Origin of the sequence: Heyndrickxia sporothermodurans (assembly GCF_003055045.1) — a bacterium.
Taxonomy (GTDB): Bacteria; Bacillota; Bacilli; order Bacillales; family Bacillaceae_C; genus Heyndrickxia; species Heyndrickxia sporothermodurans.
In genome coordinates, this window is the sequence record NZ_NAZB01000011.1 from 195,247 (window position 1) to 215,925 (window position 20,679).

Below are 20,679 nucleotides of genomic sequence, written 5' to 3' on the forward strand. Positions count from 1 at the left end.
AAGACTTTCCCGCGGTACCACCCTAATAGATATCATTAATGGATATCCACTTACACATTCGTATCGTGAATGAATCGCTTGTATCTACTTACCAACTTGATGTTCAATACAAGAACTCTAGGGTGATTTTCCAATTATTCGCTTATACCAAGCTTCCACTATCCTTGGTTCGCTTATTATAATAAGACGTTGAACAATTGTACTGTCCCTGTCATCGTTTGTGTATATATTTGATATAAATTATATGTGATACAATTTCATTTCGTCAAGATTCAAGATTATTTAATTTCTTCTTCAATATTTAATTCTGTAGCATCGATATCAAATTCCATTAAATTATCCCAATCATCATTCTTAAGTAAATCTAATTGAGCTTCTATGAGCATTTTGAAACGAGTTCGAAATACTTTTGATTGCTTTTTAAGCTCTTCAATTTCTAAGGCAATTTTCCGAGCTTTTGATAATGCTTCATTCACTATACGATCCGCATTTTTTTCAGATTCTCTAATAATCAGCTTTGCTTCTTTTTGTGCATTACCGCGGACTTCCTCCGCTGCTTCCTGGGCAACGACGATAGATTTATTTAATGTTTCTTCAATATTCGTAAAATGTCCTAGACGTTCATTTAGCGAAGAAAGCTTTTCTTCTAGTTCTTTCTTTTCACGTATAATCAGCTCGTAGTCTTTGATGACTTGATCAAGGAATTCGTTCACTTCATCTTCGTCATACCCGCGAAAGCCTTTACTAAATTCCTTATTATGTATATCCAATGGTGTTAAAGGCATCTTGCCACCTCCAGTAAGTTTTAATCTTCCGCTTTTCTCTTATCCAGCTTCAGTGCCTAGCCCCTCGAGGTCAAATAACCTAAACCAAATGAAGACAAATTGCGGACTTCCTTTGGTTTAGAACATTTGCTTGTCGGGGCTGACAGAGGCACTTCCGCTTTTAACTTATTATACTTTTTTTCGACAGTTTGTGGGGATTTTCCTGCAAATTTATCAAATTATTTCATTACGCCCACCAGTATTCGCCATTTTTCTTTTCTTGTTTGGCCATCAATGACAATAATTTTGCTTCTACCATAACCTCTTGCCGAGATCATATCACCTTCATCACAAATAAACGAAGTTTGCTCAGTCATCCTCCAATTTACTTTTACTTGTCCATGTTGAATAAGTGTTTGGGCTTTCTGTCTGGAAATGTTATAAATTGATGATATAACAGCATCTAATCTTAAAGAGCTAACAGTTGTTTGTTGTTCATGCCATGTTTCACCTATTGAAATCATTTCATTCATATTCATTTCCAATAATTCGATCGAAATTTTCCCGACCTGGCAAAATTCTAGTTTTATATAATCTTTTAATTCTTTAACAATGAAAAATTGGATCCGATGACCACCGATAAGGATGTCCCCGAATTTTTCCCTTTTAACTCCTAAAGACATAAGGGTGCCAAGTACTTGACGGTGTGTAATCGTAACAAATTTACTAGGATATTTTATTTCAAATAAAGCAATTTGGAAGTCTTCGTCGGCGGGAGTATAATAATCGGGATAGAGTAGAACCCTTTTTCTTTCACAAAACTCATGGCCTCCGAATACATGTACCCTCACCTGTTGTCCTATACCAATAATCGATTGAACAATATGAATTTGTCTCGGATCTAAAAAATCGGTTAGCTTTGGTGCATAACAGTCTTCAACATATTGTTTCCAATTGACAACTTGATCAATAAATTCTTTCTCTTCCGGTCTAAAATGTTGATAAATATTATCCATAAAATCCCCTAAAACGTTAATAGTCAAAAATAGATAAAGGTTCGTAGGCACTACCTAAATAATCCAAAAATATAGTGCCCTTACCCCTCTTCCAGCAAGATTTAACACAATAATAGCGATAATTGGTGAAAAATCAATCATTCCAAATGGTGGAATAATGCGACGAAATTGTTCTAAATACGGTTCACATATGCGTGCGAACATTTGACCAATTGAAGATTGTTGCGCATTAAACCATGACATAAATATATAAATAATAATTATGTATGTATAAATCTCAATAGCTTTAATTAAAATTCCAAACAAAATATCCATTCTACTTAAGACCACCTCGAATCAAAATCATTTTGCTGAATTAAGTCAGTAATATTTCCCGAAACTTCTACATTATCTGGCGTACTCAAAAATATATCTGTTCCAATTCTTTGAATATCTCCACCAATAGCATAAACAGTTCCACTTAAAAAATCGATAATTCGTTTTGCTTGATCACGATCAATCCTTTGTAAATTCACAACTACTGCCCGTCTATTTTTTAAATGATCAGCAATTTCTTGTGCCTCGGCATAAACTCGTGGTTCAACCAATATAACTTTTGAAGATTTTTGAACACTTTGTAAGCTGACAACATTTTGCTTTTGTTGTTGCGTCTTTGGATACTGCTCAGGTTCCATTTCATTATCCAGCTTTTCGTCTTCAGTATATTCATATTCATCATCCAATAAAAAAAATGATTTCAACTTCGTTTTCAATCCCATACGAACACCTCCATTTTATCCAACTAATGATGTACCTATTCTTACAAAAGTCGCCCCTTCTTCAATAGCAATTGTGTAGTCATTTGACATTCCCATAGATAATTCATTACATGGAGCATACTCAAGTTGTAAGGCTTGGACTTTATTTTGCAATTCTTTTAATCCACGAAAGCACCGACGAATGCTTGCTTCATCCTCTGTTAAAGGTGCCATCGTCATTAATCCAACGACTTTTATTTTATTTAAATTTTTTAAATTATGAATAAAACTTATCACATCTTCAGGATTAATACCATGTTTAGAATCTTCTCCAGAAACATTTACTTGAATGAAACAGGAGATTTGCTTTTCAGCCCTTTTATTAATTTCTTCCGCTAAAGACAGTCGATCAAGAGAATGAATGTACGCTACTTTATCAATAATATTTTTCACTTTGCGTGTTTGGAGAGTTCCAATAAAATGCCATATTGCACGTTCTTTAAGCGCATCCCACTTTTCAATTAAACCTGTGTCACGATTTTCACCTAAATTAACAATACCTGTTTCTACCGCTTCTTCCGCACGTTCAGTCGTTACATATTTAGTTACTGCAATAATAGTTACTTCATCAGGATTTCTCCCAGACTTTTTACATGCGATATCAATATTTTCTTTAATAATTGAAAGATTTTCAGACACTTTCATGAAGAAGCTCCTTTCAAACCAATAAAACTTAACATTCTTCCTGTTTTTCCATAATCACGTCGATGTGAAAAAAATTCATCTTGATCACATCTTGTACAATAGTTCGTTAAATAAATATTTTCAGGGGGAATACCCGATAATTCAAGGATAAACTGATTCAATTTTTTTAAATCTAGTTTAAACTGCCCTGGAGTTATTTCTTCATATGGCATTTCAATATTCGGTTTCATCCAGTTGTTTACTTTAGCAATTACCCGGTTATCAACAACATAACAATCTTTGCAAATAGAAGGACCAATGACTGCTTGGATATGTTGTACAGCTATTCCTTCACTCGTCCATTTTTCCACCATTTTCTTACCGATCCCATCAACCGTACCTTTCCATCCTGCATGGGCAATACCAATCATATTATAGTCCGGAGCAAAAAAATAAAGAGGAACACAATCCGCAAAACACAGTGTTAGCAATGTATTTTTTTCTTCAGTATAAAGACCATCTGTATTTTGGAGACTACTTTCATAATCAAGAGCACCTTTTCCTGCTTCAGATTCGCCTACTTTCGCGATTCGACAACCGTGCGTTTGCTCCGCTCCAACCCAGCTATTAATATCGAAATCAAGCTTTGTAGATAATAACTGACGATTTTGCTGAACATCAGTTAATGCATCACCAACATGAAATCCACAATTTAACGTTTGAAATTCATTTTTACTCTTCCCGCCATTTTTCGTTGTAAATCCGGCAATTAAGTTTGAATTTAGTCGATTCCAGCTCTCTATAATAAAATATTCTTTTTCCTTTTTTTGAAATGGCTCAAACATATATTTACTCCTATATTTTCCGAAAGATTCTTTTTAATAGTGTATCATAAATTCAGCTTATGTTCATTTTATAATTCAGTTACATCTTAAATTAAAAAACTAAAAAAAAAGAAGCTTATCCCTCCTTCAATTAGATAAGCTTGATAAATAAAGATATTATTATTGTTTAGGTTCCTGTAATTGTTGTTGCATATAGTTTTGATCACGGAAACGAACTAATATTACATCCGCTCCGATTTTGACAATATTGCTCCAAGGTATAATAAATTCTTCATCTTTTCCGAAAAAGCCAAAAACCTTTCCCGACCCACCTACAATAATACTATCAATTTTCCCGGTATCCAAATTTATATCTATATCTCCGATGTTTCCTAATTTCCGCCCGTCCGATATACTGACTACATCTTTTACTTGAAATTCTGAAATACGAACCATTGATAACCCCTCCATCAAGTCATGGCTTATTAACAAGTGCACAAATTATAATACATGTATATGCATTGGAAGGACATTTTAAGAAGAAAACTATTGGATTCGTTATAGAAATAAATTATGGACAAGTATCCTGTGAATTCCCAGGATACTTGTCCACCTATTGTATATTCTTATTCATTTGTTTAATTGCCGCTTTTTCTAATCGAGATACTTGCGCTTGGGAAATACCAATTTCCTCCGCCACTTCCATTTGTGTTTTTCCTTGAAAGAAACGCTTACGAATAATCATTTTTTCGCGATCATTTAATCTTCGCAACCCCTCTTGTAAAGCAATTTCTTCTACCCATTGTGTATCGCGGTTCTTTTCATCCCCAAGTTGGTCCATCACATAAATAGGGTCCCCTCCATCATTATAAATAGGTTCAAACAATGATACAGGGTCTTGGATGGCATCTAATGCAAAAACAATTTCTTCATGGGGTACTTCCAATACTTTAGCAATTTCTTCGGCTGTAGGTTCCCGTGAAGTTTTGCTCATTAGTTTCTCACGTACTTGGAGAGCTTTATAAGCTATATCACGAAGTGACCTTGAGACACGAATTGGATTATTATCACGCAAATATCTTCTTATTTCTCCTATAATCATCGGTACAGCATAAGTTGAAAATCTTACATTCTGACTTAAATCAAAATTATCAATAGATTTCATAAGTCCAATACAACCGACCTGAAAGAGGTCATCGACATATTCACCACGATTATTAAAGCGTTGGATTACACTTAATACGAGTCGTAAATTGCCGTTTACAAGTTTTTCTCTTGCATGTAAATCACCTTCATGCATTTTTTTCAATAATTCTCGCATCTCTTCGTTTTTTAGCACAGGAAGTTTAGATGTATCTACCCCACAAATTTCTACTTTATTCCTCTTCAAGTCATTTCCCTCCTCATAGGAGCTGCTGTTCAAAATTAAGTATCTCCGCGGGTGGGAAAATTATGCATGGGTAGAAATTTGAGTAAGGCCTCTTCTTTGCAAAATTATTGATGCGAAAAGGTTTTATTTAAAAAAAATTTTTTAAACCATTTTATTAAACTCCTTTTTTAACCTTTTTATAATTCTTTTCTCAAGTCGTGAAATATACGATTGTGAAATCCCTAGCATATCAGCTACGTCCTTTTGTGTTTTCTCTTCTCCACCTTGCAAGCCAAAGCGAAGTTCCATTATTTGCTTCTCTCTAGGTGTTAACTGATGTAATGCACTGAATAATAGTTTTTTATCGACATTTGCTTCAAGATCCTTCGTGATAATATCCTCCTCTGTTCCAAGTACATCGGATAGTAATAATTCATTTCCGTCCCAATCAATATTAAGCGGTTCATCGAAAGATACTTCCGAACGAATTTTATTATTTCGGCGCAAATACATTAATATTTCATTTTCAATACAGCGGGATGCATAGGTTGCCAGTTTTATTTTTTTCTCAGGATTAAATGTATTTACCGCTTTGATAAGACCAATTGTTCCAATGCTGATCAGGTCCTCAATATTTATGCCTGTATTTTCAAACTTTCGGGCAATATAGACAACTAATCGTAAATTTCGCTCAATTAATAACGATCTTGCTGCCATATCACCTTTGGGAAGCTTCTCGATTAATACTTCTTCTTCTTCTTTCGTTAACGGCGGAGGAAGCGCCTCACTTCCGCCTATATAATAAATCTCATCTGTTTTAATCCCCAGTTTAATTAAAATTTTGTACCAAAAATAGGATAATTTTATTCGAAAATTTTTCACGTTTAGTCCCCCTTCTAAATGATTGATGTTAGGAGTATAGTAATAATACCTTATTTAATCTTTTCGTTACGATGCGGATTGGATTGGTATCCCAGTTAACATTTTTGGATGAACAATACATTGAAACATGTCATCACTTGATAAACGTTGATTTGTAAAAGAAATAAGCGCCTTCTTTACGATCCAACTTTCGTATTCCTTCTCAATAATCAGATTGTCTGGTTTATAAGCTAATAATAATTGGTTGCTTTTCCCGACGACTTTAGCTGGGATGAAGCGGATTTTTTCACTCCATTCAGAAGGCAATGTTGTCTTTCCTTGAAGAAATCGATCTGAATGATCAGTAATTTCCTTAATTTCTATCGGAAACTGATCTAATGCATGCTGTATCGAAACAATCATTACCGGCTGTTTTGATAACGGATCGTATAATTGGTTTCCACTATCGATTAGCCCCTTTAATTGCAAAGAAATTCCGTTTATTGTTATTTTCACGTCAACTAATTGATCATATTGAATATTCGCCATTTCAAAATCTTCAATTCTTTGTTTTGAAAAGTACCATGCGATCGGCAAACCAAAGAGGACGAATAGCCAGCTAATAGGATCACCAAACCCTTTTACACTCGCAAGCAATACCGAATTCTTTAATTGAAAGTCAAAATGAATGAAATAATGGGTTCCAATTAACAATCCCCCAATCAAAAATGTAACAAAATAAAATGTTAAGAGGTTTGAAAAAAAATACTTCAAACGTTTAAACCCAAATGTGGAGTATACTATTAAAATGGAAAATGCTAATTTCACTATTGGATGACCTGCATAAGAAGAAAATGGTGTAAGACTCATAATAATGAGTAATGAGCCAATAAACCCTCCAATAAATATCCTCCATATAGAGATCCGACGTTTTAATATAATGGCTGTCAACCACAGAAGCATCGAGTCAACAAGTAAGTTTAGTAGCCATATAACGTCCATATAGACAACCAATTATATCCCCCCATTTGATGTGGTAGTTTGATTGTATCGTACATACTCGTTAAAAGTGTGTCATTTTTTGTGCGTGAAATTAGAGAAGTTTTCAATGTTTATTACGAATTTTGTCAAATGAAAGATATGATTTACCAAAGGAATGTTTGTACTTTTAAATTGAGGAATTTTATTTAAAATAAAAGGTTATACCAGATTGTTGATTTCTTCTGCCCTGTACTCGCTTTTAGTGGGTCGTGGCCAAAAATAAATAAAACCGGATAAGTTTCCTTATCCGGTTAGTAATTATTATTGGTTTCTGCGATTTCTATTTCTTAAAAATGTTGGGATATCTAACGTATCTTCAGCATGTTGATTATTGCTGCGAACTGACTCTTGAATTTCTTCACGTTTCGGTTCGCGCTTCACAGTTTGAGCAACATTTTGTTTTGGTTGTCCTGTTCCAAATGAAGGGCGTGTTTGTTGAGGCTGTGGTGCCGTCTCATTAAAGCCTGTTGCAATAACTGTTACGATAATTTCATCTTTTAAACTATCGTTAATGACAGATCCAAATATCATATTTACTTCCTGATCCGATGCAGATGCTACAATATCAGCTGCCTCTTGAACCTCATACAAGCTTAAATTCACCCCACCTGTAATGTTCATCAAGACGCCTTGGGCACCTTCAATTGATTTTTCTAATAGTGGAGAAGAAATTGCCTTTTTCGCTGCTTCAGTCGCACGGTTTTCCCCAGTAGCGATCCCAATTCCCATGAGGGCTGATCCCTTATTTGTCATAATTGTTTTAACATCGGCAAAATCGAGGTTGATTAGTCCCGGTGTAGCAATTAAATCTGATATACCTTGAACACCTTGACGTAATACATTATCGGCTTCACGGAAAGCCTCTAACATCGGTGTGCTTTTGTCAACAATTTCCAACAAGCGATCATTAGGGATTACGATGAGTGTATCAACCGCTTCTTTCATTGCAGCAATACCACCGGCTGCTTGTGTTGCACGTTTTCGACCTTCGAAAGTAAATGGTCTAGTAACAACACCAACAGTTAATGCTCCTAAGTCTTTTGCTATTTGCGCTATTACAGGTGCAGCTCCAGTACCAGTTCCACCACCCATTCCGGCGGTTACAAATACCATATCTGCTCCTCTAAGAGCTTCCTCAATTTGTTCCTTACTCTCTTCAGCTGCTTTTTTCCCAACTTCCGGATTAGCACCAGCACCTAAACCTCTAGTAAGCTTTGCACCAATTTGCATTTTTATTTCGGCTTTTGATAGGTTTAGAGCTTGGGCATCAGTATTAACAGCTATAAATTCAACACCTTGAACATCATGTTCAATCATACGGTTCACAGCATTATTACCGCCACCGCCTACGCCAATTACTTTTATCGTCGCTAATGAATCTAAATTTGTATCGAATTCCAGCATGACAAATCCTCCTAATTCGTCGATATTCCATCAAGACCTTAATATCTACGGCTCGGCAAGTCTGTGAAGAATTTTTAACGAATAATTATTCTTTCATCAAACATATTCTACTTACCTCTTTAATTACTCAAAGAAGTAGCCAAAGAATTTCTTCATTCTTGTGGAAATTTTCTCGTCTTGTTGTTTTTCACTTTTTTGTTTAGGTTGCGGTTTTTTAACTGATTTTTTTTCAATATGTTCTTGTTGAACAGATGATGCACTGACATTACGTCCTTGCAATCTAGCATTCTTATATGCGTATTGAATTAATCCTACTGCAGTTGTATATTGCGGTTCCCTTACACCTATATAATCCGGAATCGCTACTCTTACGCGATTTTGGAATACAGATGTAGCAAGATCCATTACCCCAGGAAGATTAACGGTACCACCAGTTAAAACGATACCACCAGGTAAATCCATAATTCCCATACGTTTTAATTCTTGAAGAACAAAATCAAAAATTTCTTCTAATCTAGCTTCTATAATATCAGAAATTTCTAATTGGTTGTATTGTTGATGTTGATCACTACCGATAATAGGCACACTAAAAACCTCATCTGACATAGCATCAACACTGTATGCATGTCCATTTTTCACTTTAATTCGTTCTGCATCTTCTGTTGAGGTTCTTAACACGATGGATAAATCTTTAGTAATATGTTCTCCACCGATTGGCATAACGCTTGTTTCTTTAATATAGCCATTTTCAAAAACAGCGAGGGTAGTTGAACCACCGCCAATATCTACTAGAACGGTGCCAAGATTTTTTTCATCCTTCGATAGTGCAACAGCACCGGCTGCTAGTGGTTGAAGGACGATTTCGGTAATTTCTAAACCTGCTCTTTCAACACATCTTAATGTATTATGTAAAATTGTTTTGGAACCCGTTACAATGGTGCCTTCCATTTCGAGACGAACACCAATCATCCCACGGGGATCATTGATTTCATCTAAACCATCTACGATAAATTGTCTTGGGATCACATTAATAATTTCACGTTCTGGAGGAATGGAAATGACTTGTGCGGCATCCATGACCCTTGCCACGTCTTCATCAGATATTTCTCTATTTTCACTTGAAACAGCTACAACCCCATGACAGTTTTGTAACATTACATGATTGCCTGCAATTCCAACGATCACATGATTTATATTCATGCCAATCATTCTTTCCGCCTGTTCAACAGCCTTTCTAATTGAATGAACTGTTTCATCTATGTCAACAATTGATCCTTTTCGAATTCCCTCAGATTTCACATTCCCAACACCGATGATGTTTAAAGATTCATCTACCATTTCACCAATTATTACCTTAACGGTGGATGTACCGATGTCAAGACTTACATATATGTCATTGTTGTTCATACTTTGGCACCTCCCTTTGCCTAAATTATAAAAAAATAAATTATTTAAATTTTTTAATAGGATATCAGAAATTACTATCTATAAGATATATATTTTATAAAAGAATTCGTCATAAGAAAAGATTTCCCTTTAAAAAGTTTAAACTTTTTTCACATTTTCACGTTTAGTCGTCCATTTCGCTAATAAAATTCGTCTTATCACTGCAATATTTTGAAAAAGTCTTACACCAAATGCAAAAATTGCAGCTAAGTATAAGTCTACACCAAGATGTACTCCTAGAAAAGCTAAACTTGCAGCAAGAATTATATTAAAAAAGAAACCTGAAACGAAAACAAGGGTTTCATATATATTTTGCAGGTAAGCACGGATGCCGCCAAACAATGTATCAAGTGCCGCCAAAACGGCAATGGAAAGATAATTGGCATACTCATCAGGGATTCGTATATCAGTTAATAATCCTAAAACTACTCCCAAGATCAGTCCAAAAATTGGCAGCCACATATTTTATCTCTCCTTTTTGATAATATTTTTCGATCATGTTGAATCGTTTTCTCATTTTTCAAAGTTATTCAATTGATTTCATCCCTTTTATTACTATACTATCTTCAAAAGCAGGTATAACAAGTGACTTTTTCGGCTTGGAAATCGTGATTTTTAAGTTTTCAACAATAAATTCATCGATTACCGGGGACACTTGTATACGGTTATACAATTTATTTGCCTCATCCATATTTTTAGTAATAATTTTTATTTGAAAGGGATATTTTTTTATCGAATGACCGTTAATTTTTGTTTTTCCATTTATATCACGAATAACTGTTGTATTAATCAATCTTTCTCCATCAATCGAAATTTGATCGGCACCATACATATTTAAATCGTTTACTAGACGTTTTAATAGCATTGGGGAAACATCTGCGACAGGTTGCCCAAGCAACAATGCTTCTTTTAAAATGGAAACGGTAATGACAAGACCTGGACCTTTTATGTCTGTTTGTCCCGCTTCTTTTTTTAATCCTTCGAGTGTCTCTTTTAACGCCATTTCTTTGCTGTCTTTTATTTTCGTTTTATACTTAGATATCCGTTCTTCATTTGATCGAATCTCTTCAAGTAATTTCGATTGTAATTCCTGTTCTTTAATTAAGTCATCTCTTAACGCCCAAACATCTCTAGTATCCCGCACCTTCGGCTCTTTAACTGTTTGAAATTGGATGGCCAGCATGAATCCAATTATCACAGTAATCAATGTCATACTTATTGTAAATTTTGACCCCACTCCTTTTCTCCTTTGCATCTTTTAAGATTCACCAAAAATCGGTCCGATTTGTATTTGATCCTTTTTTTCTACCGTAAAGATAATATTATCGTTTACAAGTTGGTCCTTTATACCACCAGTAATTGACAATGCCGATGCCAGTACATCCGGATCGCCAATTGCCGAAATCTTAAACGGTTCCGGAAAAGGGACACCATCAACGGTAATTACCGGGCCATTACAAATGATATATGAATTATGGTTAATTCTCTGGCCATTAATTGCTATTGCTTGGGCACCGGAAACATATAACTCATTAATTACTTTAAATACATGATGATCATGCACGATATAGCTATTGACATTCTCCTTTTTCGGGTCATATGCACCATCTTCAAGTGTCACATCTATACCTTTTCCTGCAACCTTGACTTTACCCAAATACATTCTGTACTTCTCAGCATCTTCTGCAAGATTAAAAAAAACTTGTTCTTCCTTAGACAAGTCTTTTTCCATTGTCCGAACAGTACTTTGTTTTTTTTCTAATTCCTTTTGCAATGAACGATTATCTTGCTTTAGTCTAATCAATTGTTTTCTCAATTCTGTTTCTCTTGCAAATTGTGGATCTGTTAGTTTTTCACTACTTGATTGTTCTTTGTTTGCTAGTTTATAGGAAAATGCAAGCATGAAACCTAACACAATACAGACGAGAGCGAGTATAACACTTTTTCCTTTTGATTTTCTACTCGCCATTTTTGTCTTTTCCCTTAGCTTTAAAAGATTTAAAAACCGATCCCACTTCCAAATCGATAATACCTTTTTCTTTCGGATCCAGTTGAGAAACAATTGAAGGGTAATAAATGATTTTGCTAGCTAATGTTCTCATCGTTGCTGAAACTTCAAAGCCGTCATTCATATACATTGTAATATGATAATTATCCGTCTTTTTTGGATCATAGTGAATTTCCGAAATTGAATTTAGTATTTCATCAGGTAATTGCTTAAGCTGGTCTACCATTTCGTTTAAAAATTTTCCCTTTTTAAAACTAGTTAGTATCGGTATGTTAGTCAATATATCATCTTGTTGTTTGTTTAGAACACTTCCATTTCCAAGAACCGGTAAAAGCTTTTTACCGTTAGATATGTAGGCAATTTTAGCATGTTCCGTAATATTGACAACAATACTATTCGGAAAAACAATTTTAACTGAAGCTTTCTTTACTTCCGGAATTGATTCGACCTTTGCAGCGGTTTCCTCTTTATTCACTTTCCATACATTCGTCCTTCTTGATAATCCCGATTTCTGTATGATTGACTCGTCGCTAATTGTTTTATTACCTTCTACTTTAATTTTATTCACGTGGCTAAGAGGGGATTGAAAGTAGATAATTAACAGTATTAGCAAAAAGAAAACAGAAATTAAAAGGATCAGACGACGATTTGTTTTTCTTTTCCGCTGTTCTTTAAGTTTTGGAATTCGATCTTCTAAAGAGACAACTTTTCCATCTGGCACATTTTACCCCCCTTTTTTCATTTCTCTTATCTTTTTCGTTTCTATCATACTATATTCTAAACCAGTTTAAACTCTAGTAAAAGAATAATTATATGATTGTAATATAACTGTAGATAAAAAGTCCTAAACGTAAACAAAACCCTTAAAAAAGGGTTTTGTATTTACTGTGACTTATGCTATTTATAATCGTGCGTATCTGCTAATATTTAGCAATACCCCTATCGCCATTAGCATCAATGTTAAGGACGATCCACCATAACTTAAAAATGGTAAAGTAATCCCAGTGACAGGCATCAAGCCTGTTACAACTCCAATGTTTATCATAACCTGGATGGCTACCATCGATATGATCCCAACTGCTAAGAAACTGCCATAGAGATCTGGTGCACCTAGAGCGATTCGAATCCCTCTCCATAATAATAGGGAAAACAGCAGAAGGACAAAGGTGCCGCCAATAAACCCTAATTCTTCTGACAATATAGCAAAAATAAAATCCGTTTGTGGTTCAGGTAAGTAGAAGAATTTTTGCCTGCTTTCACCTAACCCTAGTCCAAATAATCCACCTGGTCCAATGGCAAAAAGCGACTGAATGATCTGAAATCCTGTTCCTTGCGGGTCTTGCCATGGATCTAAAAATGAGGTAATTCTCGCCATACGATACGGAGCTGATAATATTAAGGCAACGAAACCACCAACACCTATTAAACCTAAAATGACAAAATGGAATATTCTTGCACCAGCAATAAAAATCATTACAATACATGTTCCTAACATTACTGTGCCCGTTCCTAAATCCGGTTGTAACATAATCATGCCAAATGCAAGGAATACAAGAGATAAGGATGGAAGTAAGCCTTTCTTAATTGTCGTTATATATTTTTGTTGTTCAGATAAAAACTTGGCTAAAAAAGCAATCATTGCCAATTTTATGAATTCAGAAGGCTGAATAGAAAAGGCACCAACACCAATCCAGCTCCTTGAACCATTTCGCTCCATACCAATCCCCGGTATTAGCACCAGTACCAATAAGAGGAAACAGCCAATTAAAATGACTTTTGCCCATGATCTCCATGTCCAGTAATCGACATTCATAATAAAAAACATAGCGATTACACCAACCCCGGCAAATAAAAGCTGTCGTTTTGCAAAAAAGAAGGAGTCATCAAATTTAAAATTGGCCCAAATCGCACTAGCACTATAAACCATAATAAGTCCAACAGTCAACAATGTGAGTGTAACAATAATTAACATAAAATCGGGATTCGATTTTTTAACCGGCAAAGTCAACACCTCGAGAGTGAAAGATTAGAGCTCGTTTTTGTTCAATCTCAAGATGTTCATCCTTAAGCAGTTTGACAAGCCCTTATTTTAGCTTATGCACTGCATCAATAAAAATATCACCGCGAACTTCAAAAGTTTTATATTGATCCCAACTTGCACAAGCAGGTGACAGTAAAATAACATCTCCGGGATTTGACAAATCAAATGCTACTGGTACTGCCTTCTCAACATTATCGACACGTTTAATGATTTCTATTCCCGCTTTTTGAGCAACTTCCTCAAGTTTACTAGCAGTTTGACCAAAAGTAATCATCGCTTTAACATTTTTCATTGCTGGGATTAATTCATCAAAACCATTCCCGCGATCAAGTCCTCCCGCTAACAAAATAACAGGTTCATTAAATGCATTTAATGCACTTTGAGCTGCCAAAATATTTGTTGCTTTAGAGTCGTTAAAAAATCTTCTTCCCAAAATTTCATCAACAAATTGAGTACGATGTTTCACACCTTTGAAGGTAGTTAACACTTTTCTAATCGCTTGATTACTTACACCTAATAGCTTCGCTGCTGCTACAGCTGCTAATATATTTTCCAAATTATGATCTCCTGGTAAAGTAATATCACTCTTTGGCATGATTTCCTCGCCTAAAAAGGAAACCATTCCGTTTATAATTGAACTACCATTTGCAATATTTGTAGTTGTTGAGAATGGAATTAATTTAGCTTTTGAAAAGGAAATTAGCTCAATTAATTCATCTTGATCAGCATTTACGATTAAGTAGTCCTCTTCAGATTGATTTTTTGTAATATTTGCTTTTGCCTTTGCATATTCTTGTTTTGTTCCATGATAATCTAGATGCGCTTCATAAATATTGGTAATCACTGCAATATGCGGTTTAAATGATTGTATTCCCATTAATTGAAAGGATGACAATTCCACGACCATTTGATTATCTTCTGTCGCCTTTTGTGCTACCTCTGATGCCACCGTTCCAATATTTCCTGCAATTAACGGGTGAAATTCTTTATCGGCCTGTAGCATATTAAAAATTAACGTTGTCGTCGTTGTTTTCCCATTTGTCCCTGTAATGCCTACGATCGGTGCATCGGAAACTTGGTAAGCAAGTTCCACTTCGGTTATGACGGGAATCCCTCGATCAATTGCACCAGCAACTAAAGGATTCGTATAGGGAATCCCCGGGTTCTTTACGATTAATTCAAAGCCCTCATCCAATAATTCGATCGGGTGACTTCCACAAATAACTTTTATCCCCTGCTCTAATAACCCTTGAGCTTCCGGATTTTCATCAAGAGGTTTAAAATCATTTACGGTAACAAAAGCACCTAAACTATGTAAAAGCGAGGCAGCACTAACCCCACTCTTTGCGAGTCCCAATACTAATATTTTCTTATGTTGATATTGATTCGTCTTTTTCACTTACAACCACACCTCAATATAAATCGCTAATATAGCGCATAATAACCCTACTGTCCAAAAAGTTACAACAACTCTCCATTCTGACCAACCACCTAATTCATAATGATGGTGTAACGGACTCATTCGAAAGATCCTTTTTCCCGTTGTTTTAAAAGAAATGACTTGTAAAATAACAGATAAAGTTTCAATAACGAAAACCCCACCAATAATGATAAGTAAAATTTCTAGCTTTGTTAAAATTGCAATAGTTGCAATGGCGCCTCCAAGTGCCAATGATCCGGTATCTCCCATAAACACTTTTGCTGGATGTGCATTAAACACTAAGAAACCTAATACTGCACCAACAACCGCAACAGCAAACACAGCAACTTCAAATTGTGATTGATTCCATGCTAATACTGCTAATGCTCCAAATGCAATCGCACAAGTACCTGAAACAAGACCATCAAGTCCATCTGTTAAATTAACTGCATTCGAAAATCCTACTAGCCAAAAAATGATAAAAATTAAATAAAACCATCCTAAATCGAATGAATAATCAATACCAGGTATTGTAATCACAGTTGAAAAATTGAATTGACGAAATACAATATAAAAAATAACTGATATGATAATTTGTCCAAGTAACTTCTGCTTAGAAGTTAGCCCTAAATTTCTTTTTAAGACAACTTTAATAAAATCATCTAAAAACCCTAGTAAGCCAAAGCCAACAGTAACTAATAAAAGCAGATAAGTTTTTACCGTCGGTTCGGATAATTTCCCTGTCATAATAAGTGTTGTAATAATAATTGATAAAAGAATAACTATTCCACCCATAGTAGGTGTTCCCGTTTTCTTTTGGTGCGATTTTGGCCCTTCCTCGCGAATACTTTGCCCAAATTTTAATCTTCTTAAAAAAGGAATAAAAATAGGAGAAAGTAGTGCAGTAATTAGGAATCCCATTAAAATTGTAAAAAATAATGCTTGCTCCATCATTCTATCCCTTCCTACTCTTTTCTATATATTTTTTTATCGTTTCTTTTAACCGTTCATCTTCTACAGCTATATCATATGTGTATTTCGAGCCGTTCAGAAGTGAAGGTGAATAAAATGCAAATTTAGTCATTGTTTCACACTCTTTTTGATTTAATTTCCCCTTGTAATCCTCACATAAAGTAAGTAATGTTGCAATAGGCTGTTTGACAAAAAAAACTGGAAAATGGTTTGGCGTATAAGATGGAAGTGGTTCATTCTCCTTCCATATTGCCGCAATCGCTCCATTTTCAATTGCTTTATCCAAATTAGCATCATGTATCGGTATAAATAATCCTTTTGGTTGAGGGAAGTCTGAGAATATTGATACTAGTTCAAATGTAATATTCGACTGATTAATCCCCCTCATACTATTTGAAAGATGATTAATATCTTTGATTGATAGCATTCATCCATTCTCCTTTACCGCTTCTAAAGCTACAACACGATCATCAAACTCAAGAATTTGATCTCCAATTTGTTGATAAGTTTCGTGTCCTTTCCCAGCAATTAAAACGACGTCCCCACTTTTAGCTTGTTTTATGCCATAAAAAATTGCTTCGCGACGATCAACAATCGTTTGATAATTCTTTCCCGTCACACCTGCCTCCATATCTTTTAAAATTTGGACAGGATCTTCACTTCGGGGATTATCGGAAGTAAAGATTGGATCAGAAGCATACTGACAAGCGATTTGCGCCATAATAGGGCGCTTTGTTTTATCCCTGTCGCCACCACATCCAACAATGACAAAAACACGTTTTTTGGCAAAATGTTGAATTGTTTTCAAGACATTTTCAAGACTGTCCGGGGTATGTGAATAATCAACAATAATTGGAAAATCCTGCCCACCATGAACTAACTCAAATCTGCCGGCAACCCCTTTAATTGATTCGATTGAATGGATAATTTGTTCCATTGGAATATTAGAAACATATGCAGCTGCAATAGCTGCCAACACATTATATATGCTAAACTTTCCTATTAGTTGAATATGCAGCACATGTTCTCCTTCTGGAGATTTCAGTGTAAAAGTCGTTCCTTTTGCACTTATTTCAATGTTTTTTGCATAAAAATCTGCTTCATGATCAATTCCATAGCTAATAATATGTGCAGCCGTTTCTTTTTGAATTTTTTCCGAAGCCGGGTCATCCGTATTTAGGACAGCGAATTTCGGACGATTGTGATCATATGTATTTCCTAGTTGGGAAAACAATAAGCTTTTTGCTCTTCGGTACTCTTCCATCGTATGGTGATAATCTAAATGATCTTGCGTCAAATTCGTGAACACAGCGATATCGTAATCACACCCCATTACTCGCCCTTGATCTAATGCATGAGAGGAAACTTCCATAATAGCAGAATCCACATTCAAATCAACCATTTGTTTAAACGTTTTTTGAAGTGTCATACTATCAGGAGTTGTATTTTTTGTATCCAGAATTTGCTCCGCCATTTTTATATACATCGTTCCGATCAGTCCTGTTACTTTGCCCGCATCGCGAAAAATTTGGTCAATTAAATGACTTGTTGTTGTTTTTCCATTTGTTCCTGTAATACCAATTAAATGTAGCTTTTTCGTAGGTTGTTCATAAAAGGCATCTGCGAGTATAGCCATAGCTCTTTTCGTATTTTTCACAATAATCACAGGGATTGTGACATCAACAGGATGCTCTGCGACAATTGCTACTGCACCTTTTTCCTCGGCTTCTTTTGCAAACGTATGTCCGTCAACTGTAAGACCTTTAATGCAAATAAATAATGATCCCTTTGTTACTTTCCGATTGTCTTGAACAATTTCGATAACTTCCGGATTTTCATTTGGTTGTTTTATTAGTGGCAATACTTTAAGTAACGTATGTAATTTCATTTTTTAATCCTCCAATAGTTCAACCTATGGAAAAGTAGACGATTTCCAAATAGGCAGATAAAAAGCAGTCCTTATCTATTTTACTAAAAAAAACTGATTGATGCTATTTCTTTAGCAAAAAGAAGCAGCAAACAAATGCCGCTTCTTTCAACAATAATGTAATTGTCCGATTTTAATTCATATAAACACGTATTGTAGCCCCTTCTTCCACTTTTGTTCCTGGCTGAGGGTCTTGTCTAATAACTGTCTCTCCTTTTCCTGATACGTCTAATTTTAGATTATCTAATTGTTCTAATAGGCCTTTTTTCGTTAATCCTTTTAGATCCGGCACTTTTATCATAGGAGTATCCAAATAAGGAGTAATTTCTTTTTCCATTTGTTTTTTTCTTGGTTTAACGCCCATTGCACGAAGACTATCCCCAATGATTGTCCCAGCTATAGGAGCTGCCACCTGTCCTCCAAAAAGAACAGTGTTTTTGGGATTATCAACGGCTAAATAAACAACGATTTGCGGATCATCAGCTGGTGCAAAACCTATGAATGAAAGAACATAGTTATTTTCTAAATATCCTCCACCCGGCTTCGGCTTTTGAGCTGTACCCGTTTTTCCACCTACACGGTAGCCCTCTACAAATGCTTTTTTTCCCGTTCCTTTTGCGACAACGCTTTCCAAAGCTCTTCGTACTTCCTTTGAAGTTTCCTTAGAAATGACCTTTCGCTTTGCAACAGGCTTTTTTTCCATAACCGTTTTCTTTGTTTTCGGATCAACGAGTTCTTTTGCAACAAATGGTTCAAATAATGTTCCGCCATTTACAGCAGCAGAAACAGCAGCTACCTGTTGAATTGGTGTGACAGACACTCCTTGTCCAAATGCGGTCGTAGCTTGTTCTACCGGCCCCACTCTATTCATATTAAATAAGATTCCTTTCGATTCTCCAGCCAAATCAATCCCTGTTTTGTCACCAAATCCAAAATTGCGAATATATTTAAATAATTTCTCTTTCCCAAGTCGTTGTCCTAATTCTACAAAACCTGGGTTACAAGAGTTTTCCACTACCTCTAAGAAAGTCTCTTGCCCATGTCCCCCTCGTTTCCAGCATTTCAAATTGGCATTCGCTACTTTAATACTCCCTTTATCATAGTAAGAGTCCTTATCGAGATCAACTTTCCCCTCTTCTAGCGCAGCGGCCAACGTAATAACCTTAAAAGTTGAACCTGGTTCATACGTACTCCAGATAGGCAAATTCCGATTATAAACTTCTTGTTTTACGTCTTGAAATTTAGCGGGATTAAACGTCGGTCGACTCGACATCCCTAAAATTTCACCTGTTTTCGGGTTCATAGCGATTGCGATAAGACCATCCGGTGTATATTTCGTTTCAGCAATATCCAACTCTCTTTCGATGATCGTCTGTACCTTCGTATCGATTGTCAGCTTTAAATCAAGGCCATCTTTCGGCGGTTTATAATCGTCTGACATATCAGGCATCCTTCTCCCTTTTGCATCGGAATAAAATTGAACAGAACCTTTTTCACCTTTTAACTCTTCATCGTAAAAAAGTTCTAGTCCCATCAGCCCCTGATTGTCTACTCCTGTAAACCCTAAAACATGCGACAAATAGCTGCCGTACGGGTAGTATCTTTGTGAATCCTCTCCAATATAAACACCTTTCAATTTTAAATTTCTTACTTCATTTGCTTTATCAGTAGAAATTTTTCTCCCTTCTTTAATTCTTTCCATCCGTGAATTTGTTGTAATTTGCTTGTAAATTTTCTCTTTGGAAGCATTTAATACAGAAGCTAGCTTTTCTGCAGTCTCACCCGGGTTTACTACTTGTCTTGGGACAACAAATACGGTTGGCGCACTTTTATTTTCCGCAATTGGTATATCATTTCGATCAATGATCTTACCTCTCTCAGGTTCAAACGGAATTTCCCTGCTCCACAATTCCTTCGCACCACTTGTTAACCAGTTTCCTAAAGCTAATTGGACATAACCTAGCCTGACATCAATGATACCAAATATTAATATCCCAACAAAAAGAACAATTACTAATCGTTTTCTAACTGTTACATTGGATACACGTTTCACGTAAACGATCCTCCTCTTATTCTAGTAATGACTCGTACATTTCACATTTCTCAACTAGAATATATGCTTGTACATGTAGCAATAGAACAGAACAAGGCTGACCTTTTCAATA

General features: G+C 35.5%; 22 protein-coding genes and 1 other annotated feature (1 of these 23 only partly in view). All 22 genes read right to left on the reverse strand.

Going from position 1 to position 20,679, the window contains the following annotated elements; translation table 11 throughout:
* Window positions 1-224: a binding site (T-box leader), on the reverse strand; it reaches 12 nt to the left of the window's first position.
* A 54-nt stretch (window positions 225-278) separates the two neighbouring features.
* The 22 genes from B5V89_RS04790 to B5V89_RS04895 all read right to left on the reverse strand — a co-directional run bounded on the left by B5V89_RS04790 (window position 279) and on the right by B5V89_RS04895 (window position 20,567).
* The gene (locus B5V89_RS04790) at window positions 279-785 is read right to left on the reverse strand and encodes a DivIVA domain-containing protein (RefSeq protein WP_066230106.1); all 507 of its coding nucleotides are present in this window, start codon (window positions 783-785) and stop codon (window positions 279-281) included.
* 218 nt (window positions 786-1,003) lie between these two features.
* The gene (locus B5V89_RS04795; protein ID WP_107920582.1) at window positions 1,004-1,780 is read right to left on the reverse strand and encodes a YlmH family RNA-binding protein; all 777 of its coding nucleotides are present in this window, start codon (window positions 1,778-1,780) and stop codon (window positions 1,004-1,006) included.
* Window positions 1,781-1,834: 54 nt separating this feature from the next.
* Complete coding sequence (locus tag B5V89_RS04800; RefSeq protein ID WP_066230101.1) at window positions 1,835-2,095, reverse strand: YggT family protein; 261 nt, start codon at window positions 2,093-2,095, stop codon at window positions 1,835-1,837.
* 5 nt (window positions 2,096-2,100) lie between these two features.
* On the reverse strand, window positions 2,101-2,538 hold the full coding sequence (locus B5V89_RS04805) for a cell division protein SepF (RefSeq protein WP_066230099.1): 438 nt from the start codon (window positions 2,536-2,538) through the stop codon (window positions 2,101-2,103).
* Window positions 2,539-2,553: 15 nt separating this feature from the next.
* A complete protein-coding gene (locus B5V89_RS04810) occupies window positions 2,554-3,222 on the reverse strand; it encodes a YggS family pyridoxal phosphate-dependent enzyme (protein WP_066230096.1) in 669 nt (222 codons plus the stop codon).
* Window positions 3,219-4,046: a peptidoglycan editing factor PgeF gene (gene pgeF, locus B5V89_RS04815; protein ID WP_107920581.1), complete on the reverse strand. Its 828-nt coding sequence runs from the start codon at window positions 4,044-4,046 to the stop codon at window positions 3,219-3,221. Before pgeF ends, B5V89_RS04810 begins: the two co-directional genes overlap by 4 nt.
* Before the next feature lie 159 nt (window positions 4,047-4,205).
* Window positions 4,206-4,481 (reverse strand): YlmC/YmxH family sporulation protein, encoded by a 276-nt coding sequence (locus tag B5V89_RS04820; protein WP_066230090.1) that lies wholly within the window; start codon window positions 4,479-4,481, stop codon window positions 4,206-4,208.
* A 157-nt stretch (window positions 4,482-4,638) separates the two neighbouring features.
* Window positions 4,639-5,415 (reverse strand): RNA polymerase sporulation sigma factor SigG, encoded by a 777-nt coding sequence (gene sigG, locus B5V89_RS04825; RefSeq protein WP_066230088.1) that lies wholly within the window; start codon window positions 5,413-5,415, stop codon window positions 4,639-4,641.
* A 141-nt stretch (window positions 5,416-5,556) separates the two neighbouring features.
* Window positions 5,557-6,276, reverse strand: a complete 720-nt coding sequence (sigE, locus tag B5V89_RS04830; RefSeq protein ID WP_066230086.1) for an RNA polymerase sporulation sigma factor SigE — start codon at window positions 6,274-6,276, stop codon at window positions 5,557-5,559.
* Between the two features lie 66 nt (window positions 6,277-6,342).
* Window positions 6,343-7,269, reverse strand: coding sequence for a sigma-E processing peptidase SpoIIGA (spoIIGA, locus tag B5V89_RS04835; protein WP_108070688.1), 927 nt, complete (start codon window positions 7,267-7,269; stop codon window positions 6,343-6,345).
* A gap of 288 nt (window positions 7,270-7,557) precedes the next feature.
* Entirely contained in the window at window positions 7,558-8,700 is a 1,143-nt protein-coding gene (ftsZ, locus tag B5V89_RS04840) for a cell division protein FtsZ (protein ID WP_108070690.1), read from the reverse strand.
* 123 nt (window positions 8,701-8,823) lie between these two features.
* Complete coding sequence (gene ftsA / locus B5V89_RS04845) at window positions 8,824-10,107, reverse strand: cell division protein FtsA (RefSeq protein WP_066230079.1); 1,284 nt, start codon at window positions 10,105-10,107, stop codon at window positions 8,824-8,826.
* A gap of 138 nt (window positions 10,108-10,245) precedes the next feature.
* Window positions 10,246-10,608, reverse strand: a complete 363-nt coding sequence (locus B5V89_RS04850; protein WP_066230077.1) for a small basic family protein — start codon at window positions 10,606-10,608, stop codon at window positions 10,246-10,248.
* Between the two features lie 64 nt (window positions 10,609-10,672).
* Window positions 10,673-11,383 carry a DUF881 domain-containing protein gene (locus tag B5V89_RS04855; RefSeq protein ID WP_373454646.1) on the reverse strand — a complete coding sequence of 237 codons (711 nt, stop codon included), beginning with the start codon at window positions 11,381-11,383 and terminating at the stop codon, window positions 10,673-10,675.
* A gap of 21 nt (window positions 11,384-11,404) precedes the next feature.
* Window positions 11,405-12,115, reverse strand: a complete 711-nt coding sequence (locus B5V89_RS04860; RefSeq protein ID WP_066230074.1) for a DUF881 domain-containing protein — start codon at window positions 12,113-12,115, stop codon at window positions 11,405-11,407.
* Window positions 12,105-12,875, reverse strand: coding sequence for a cell division protein FtsQ/DivIB (locus tag B5V89_RS04865; protein ID WP_066230071.1), 771 nt, complete (start codon window positions 12,873-12,875; stop codon window positions 12,105-12,107). The genes B5V89_RS04860 and B5V89_RS04865 overlap by 11 nt, the downstream gene beginning before the upstream one ends.
* Before the next feature lie 180 nt (window positions 12,876-13,055).
* Complete coding sequence (spoVE, locus tag B5V89_RS04870; protein WP_373454647.1) at window positions 13,056-14,126, reverse strand: stage V sporulation protein E; 1,071 nt, start codon at window positions 14,124-14,126, stop codon at window positions 13,056-13,058.
* 112 nt (window positions 14,127-14,238) lie between these two features.
* On the reverse strand, window positions 14,239-15,594 hold the full coding sequence (gene murD / locus B5V89_RS04875) for a UDP-N-acetylmuramoyl-L-alanine--D-glutamate ligase (RefSeq protein ID WP_108070692.1): 1,356 nt from the start codon (window positions 15,592-15,594) through the stop codon (window positions 14,239-14,241).
* On the reverse strand, window positions 15,595-16,569 hold the full coding sequence (mraY, locus tag B5V89_RS04880; protein ID WP_108070694.1) for a phospho-N-acetylmuramoyl-pentapeptide-transferase: 975 nt from the start codon (window positions 16,567-16,569) through the stop codon (window positions 15,595-15,597).
* 1 nt (window position 16,570) lies between these two features.
* Window positions 16,571-17,014, reverse strand: a complete 444-nt coding sequence (locus B5V89_RS04885) for a hypothetical protein (protein ID WP_066230062.1) — start codon at window positions 17,012-17,014, stop codon at window positions 16,571-16,573.
* Window positions 17,015-18,475, reverse strand: coding sequence for a UDP-N-acetylmuramoyl-L-alanyl-D-glutamate--2,6-diaminopimelate ligase (locus B5V89_RS04890; RefSeq protein WP_066230059.1), 1,461 nt, complete (start codon window positions 18,473-18,475; stop codon window positions 17,015-17,017). It lies immediately after the preceding gene.
* 172 nt (window positions 18,476-18,647) lie between these two features.
* The gene (locus tag B5V89_RS04895) at window positions 18,648-20,567 is read right to left on the reverse strand and encodes a stage V sporulation protein D (RefSeq protein WP_066230056.1); all 1,920 of its coding nucleotides are present in this window, start codon (window positions 20,565-20,567) and stop codon (window positions 18,648-18,650) included.
* Window positions 20,568-20,679 lie beyond the last annotated feature (112 nt).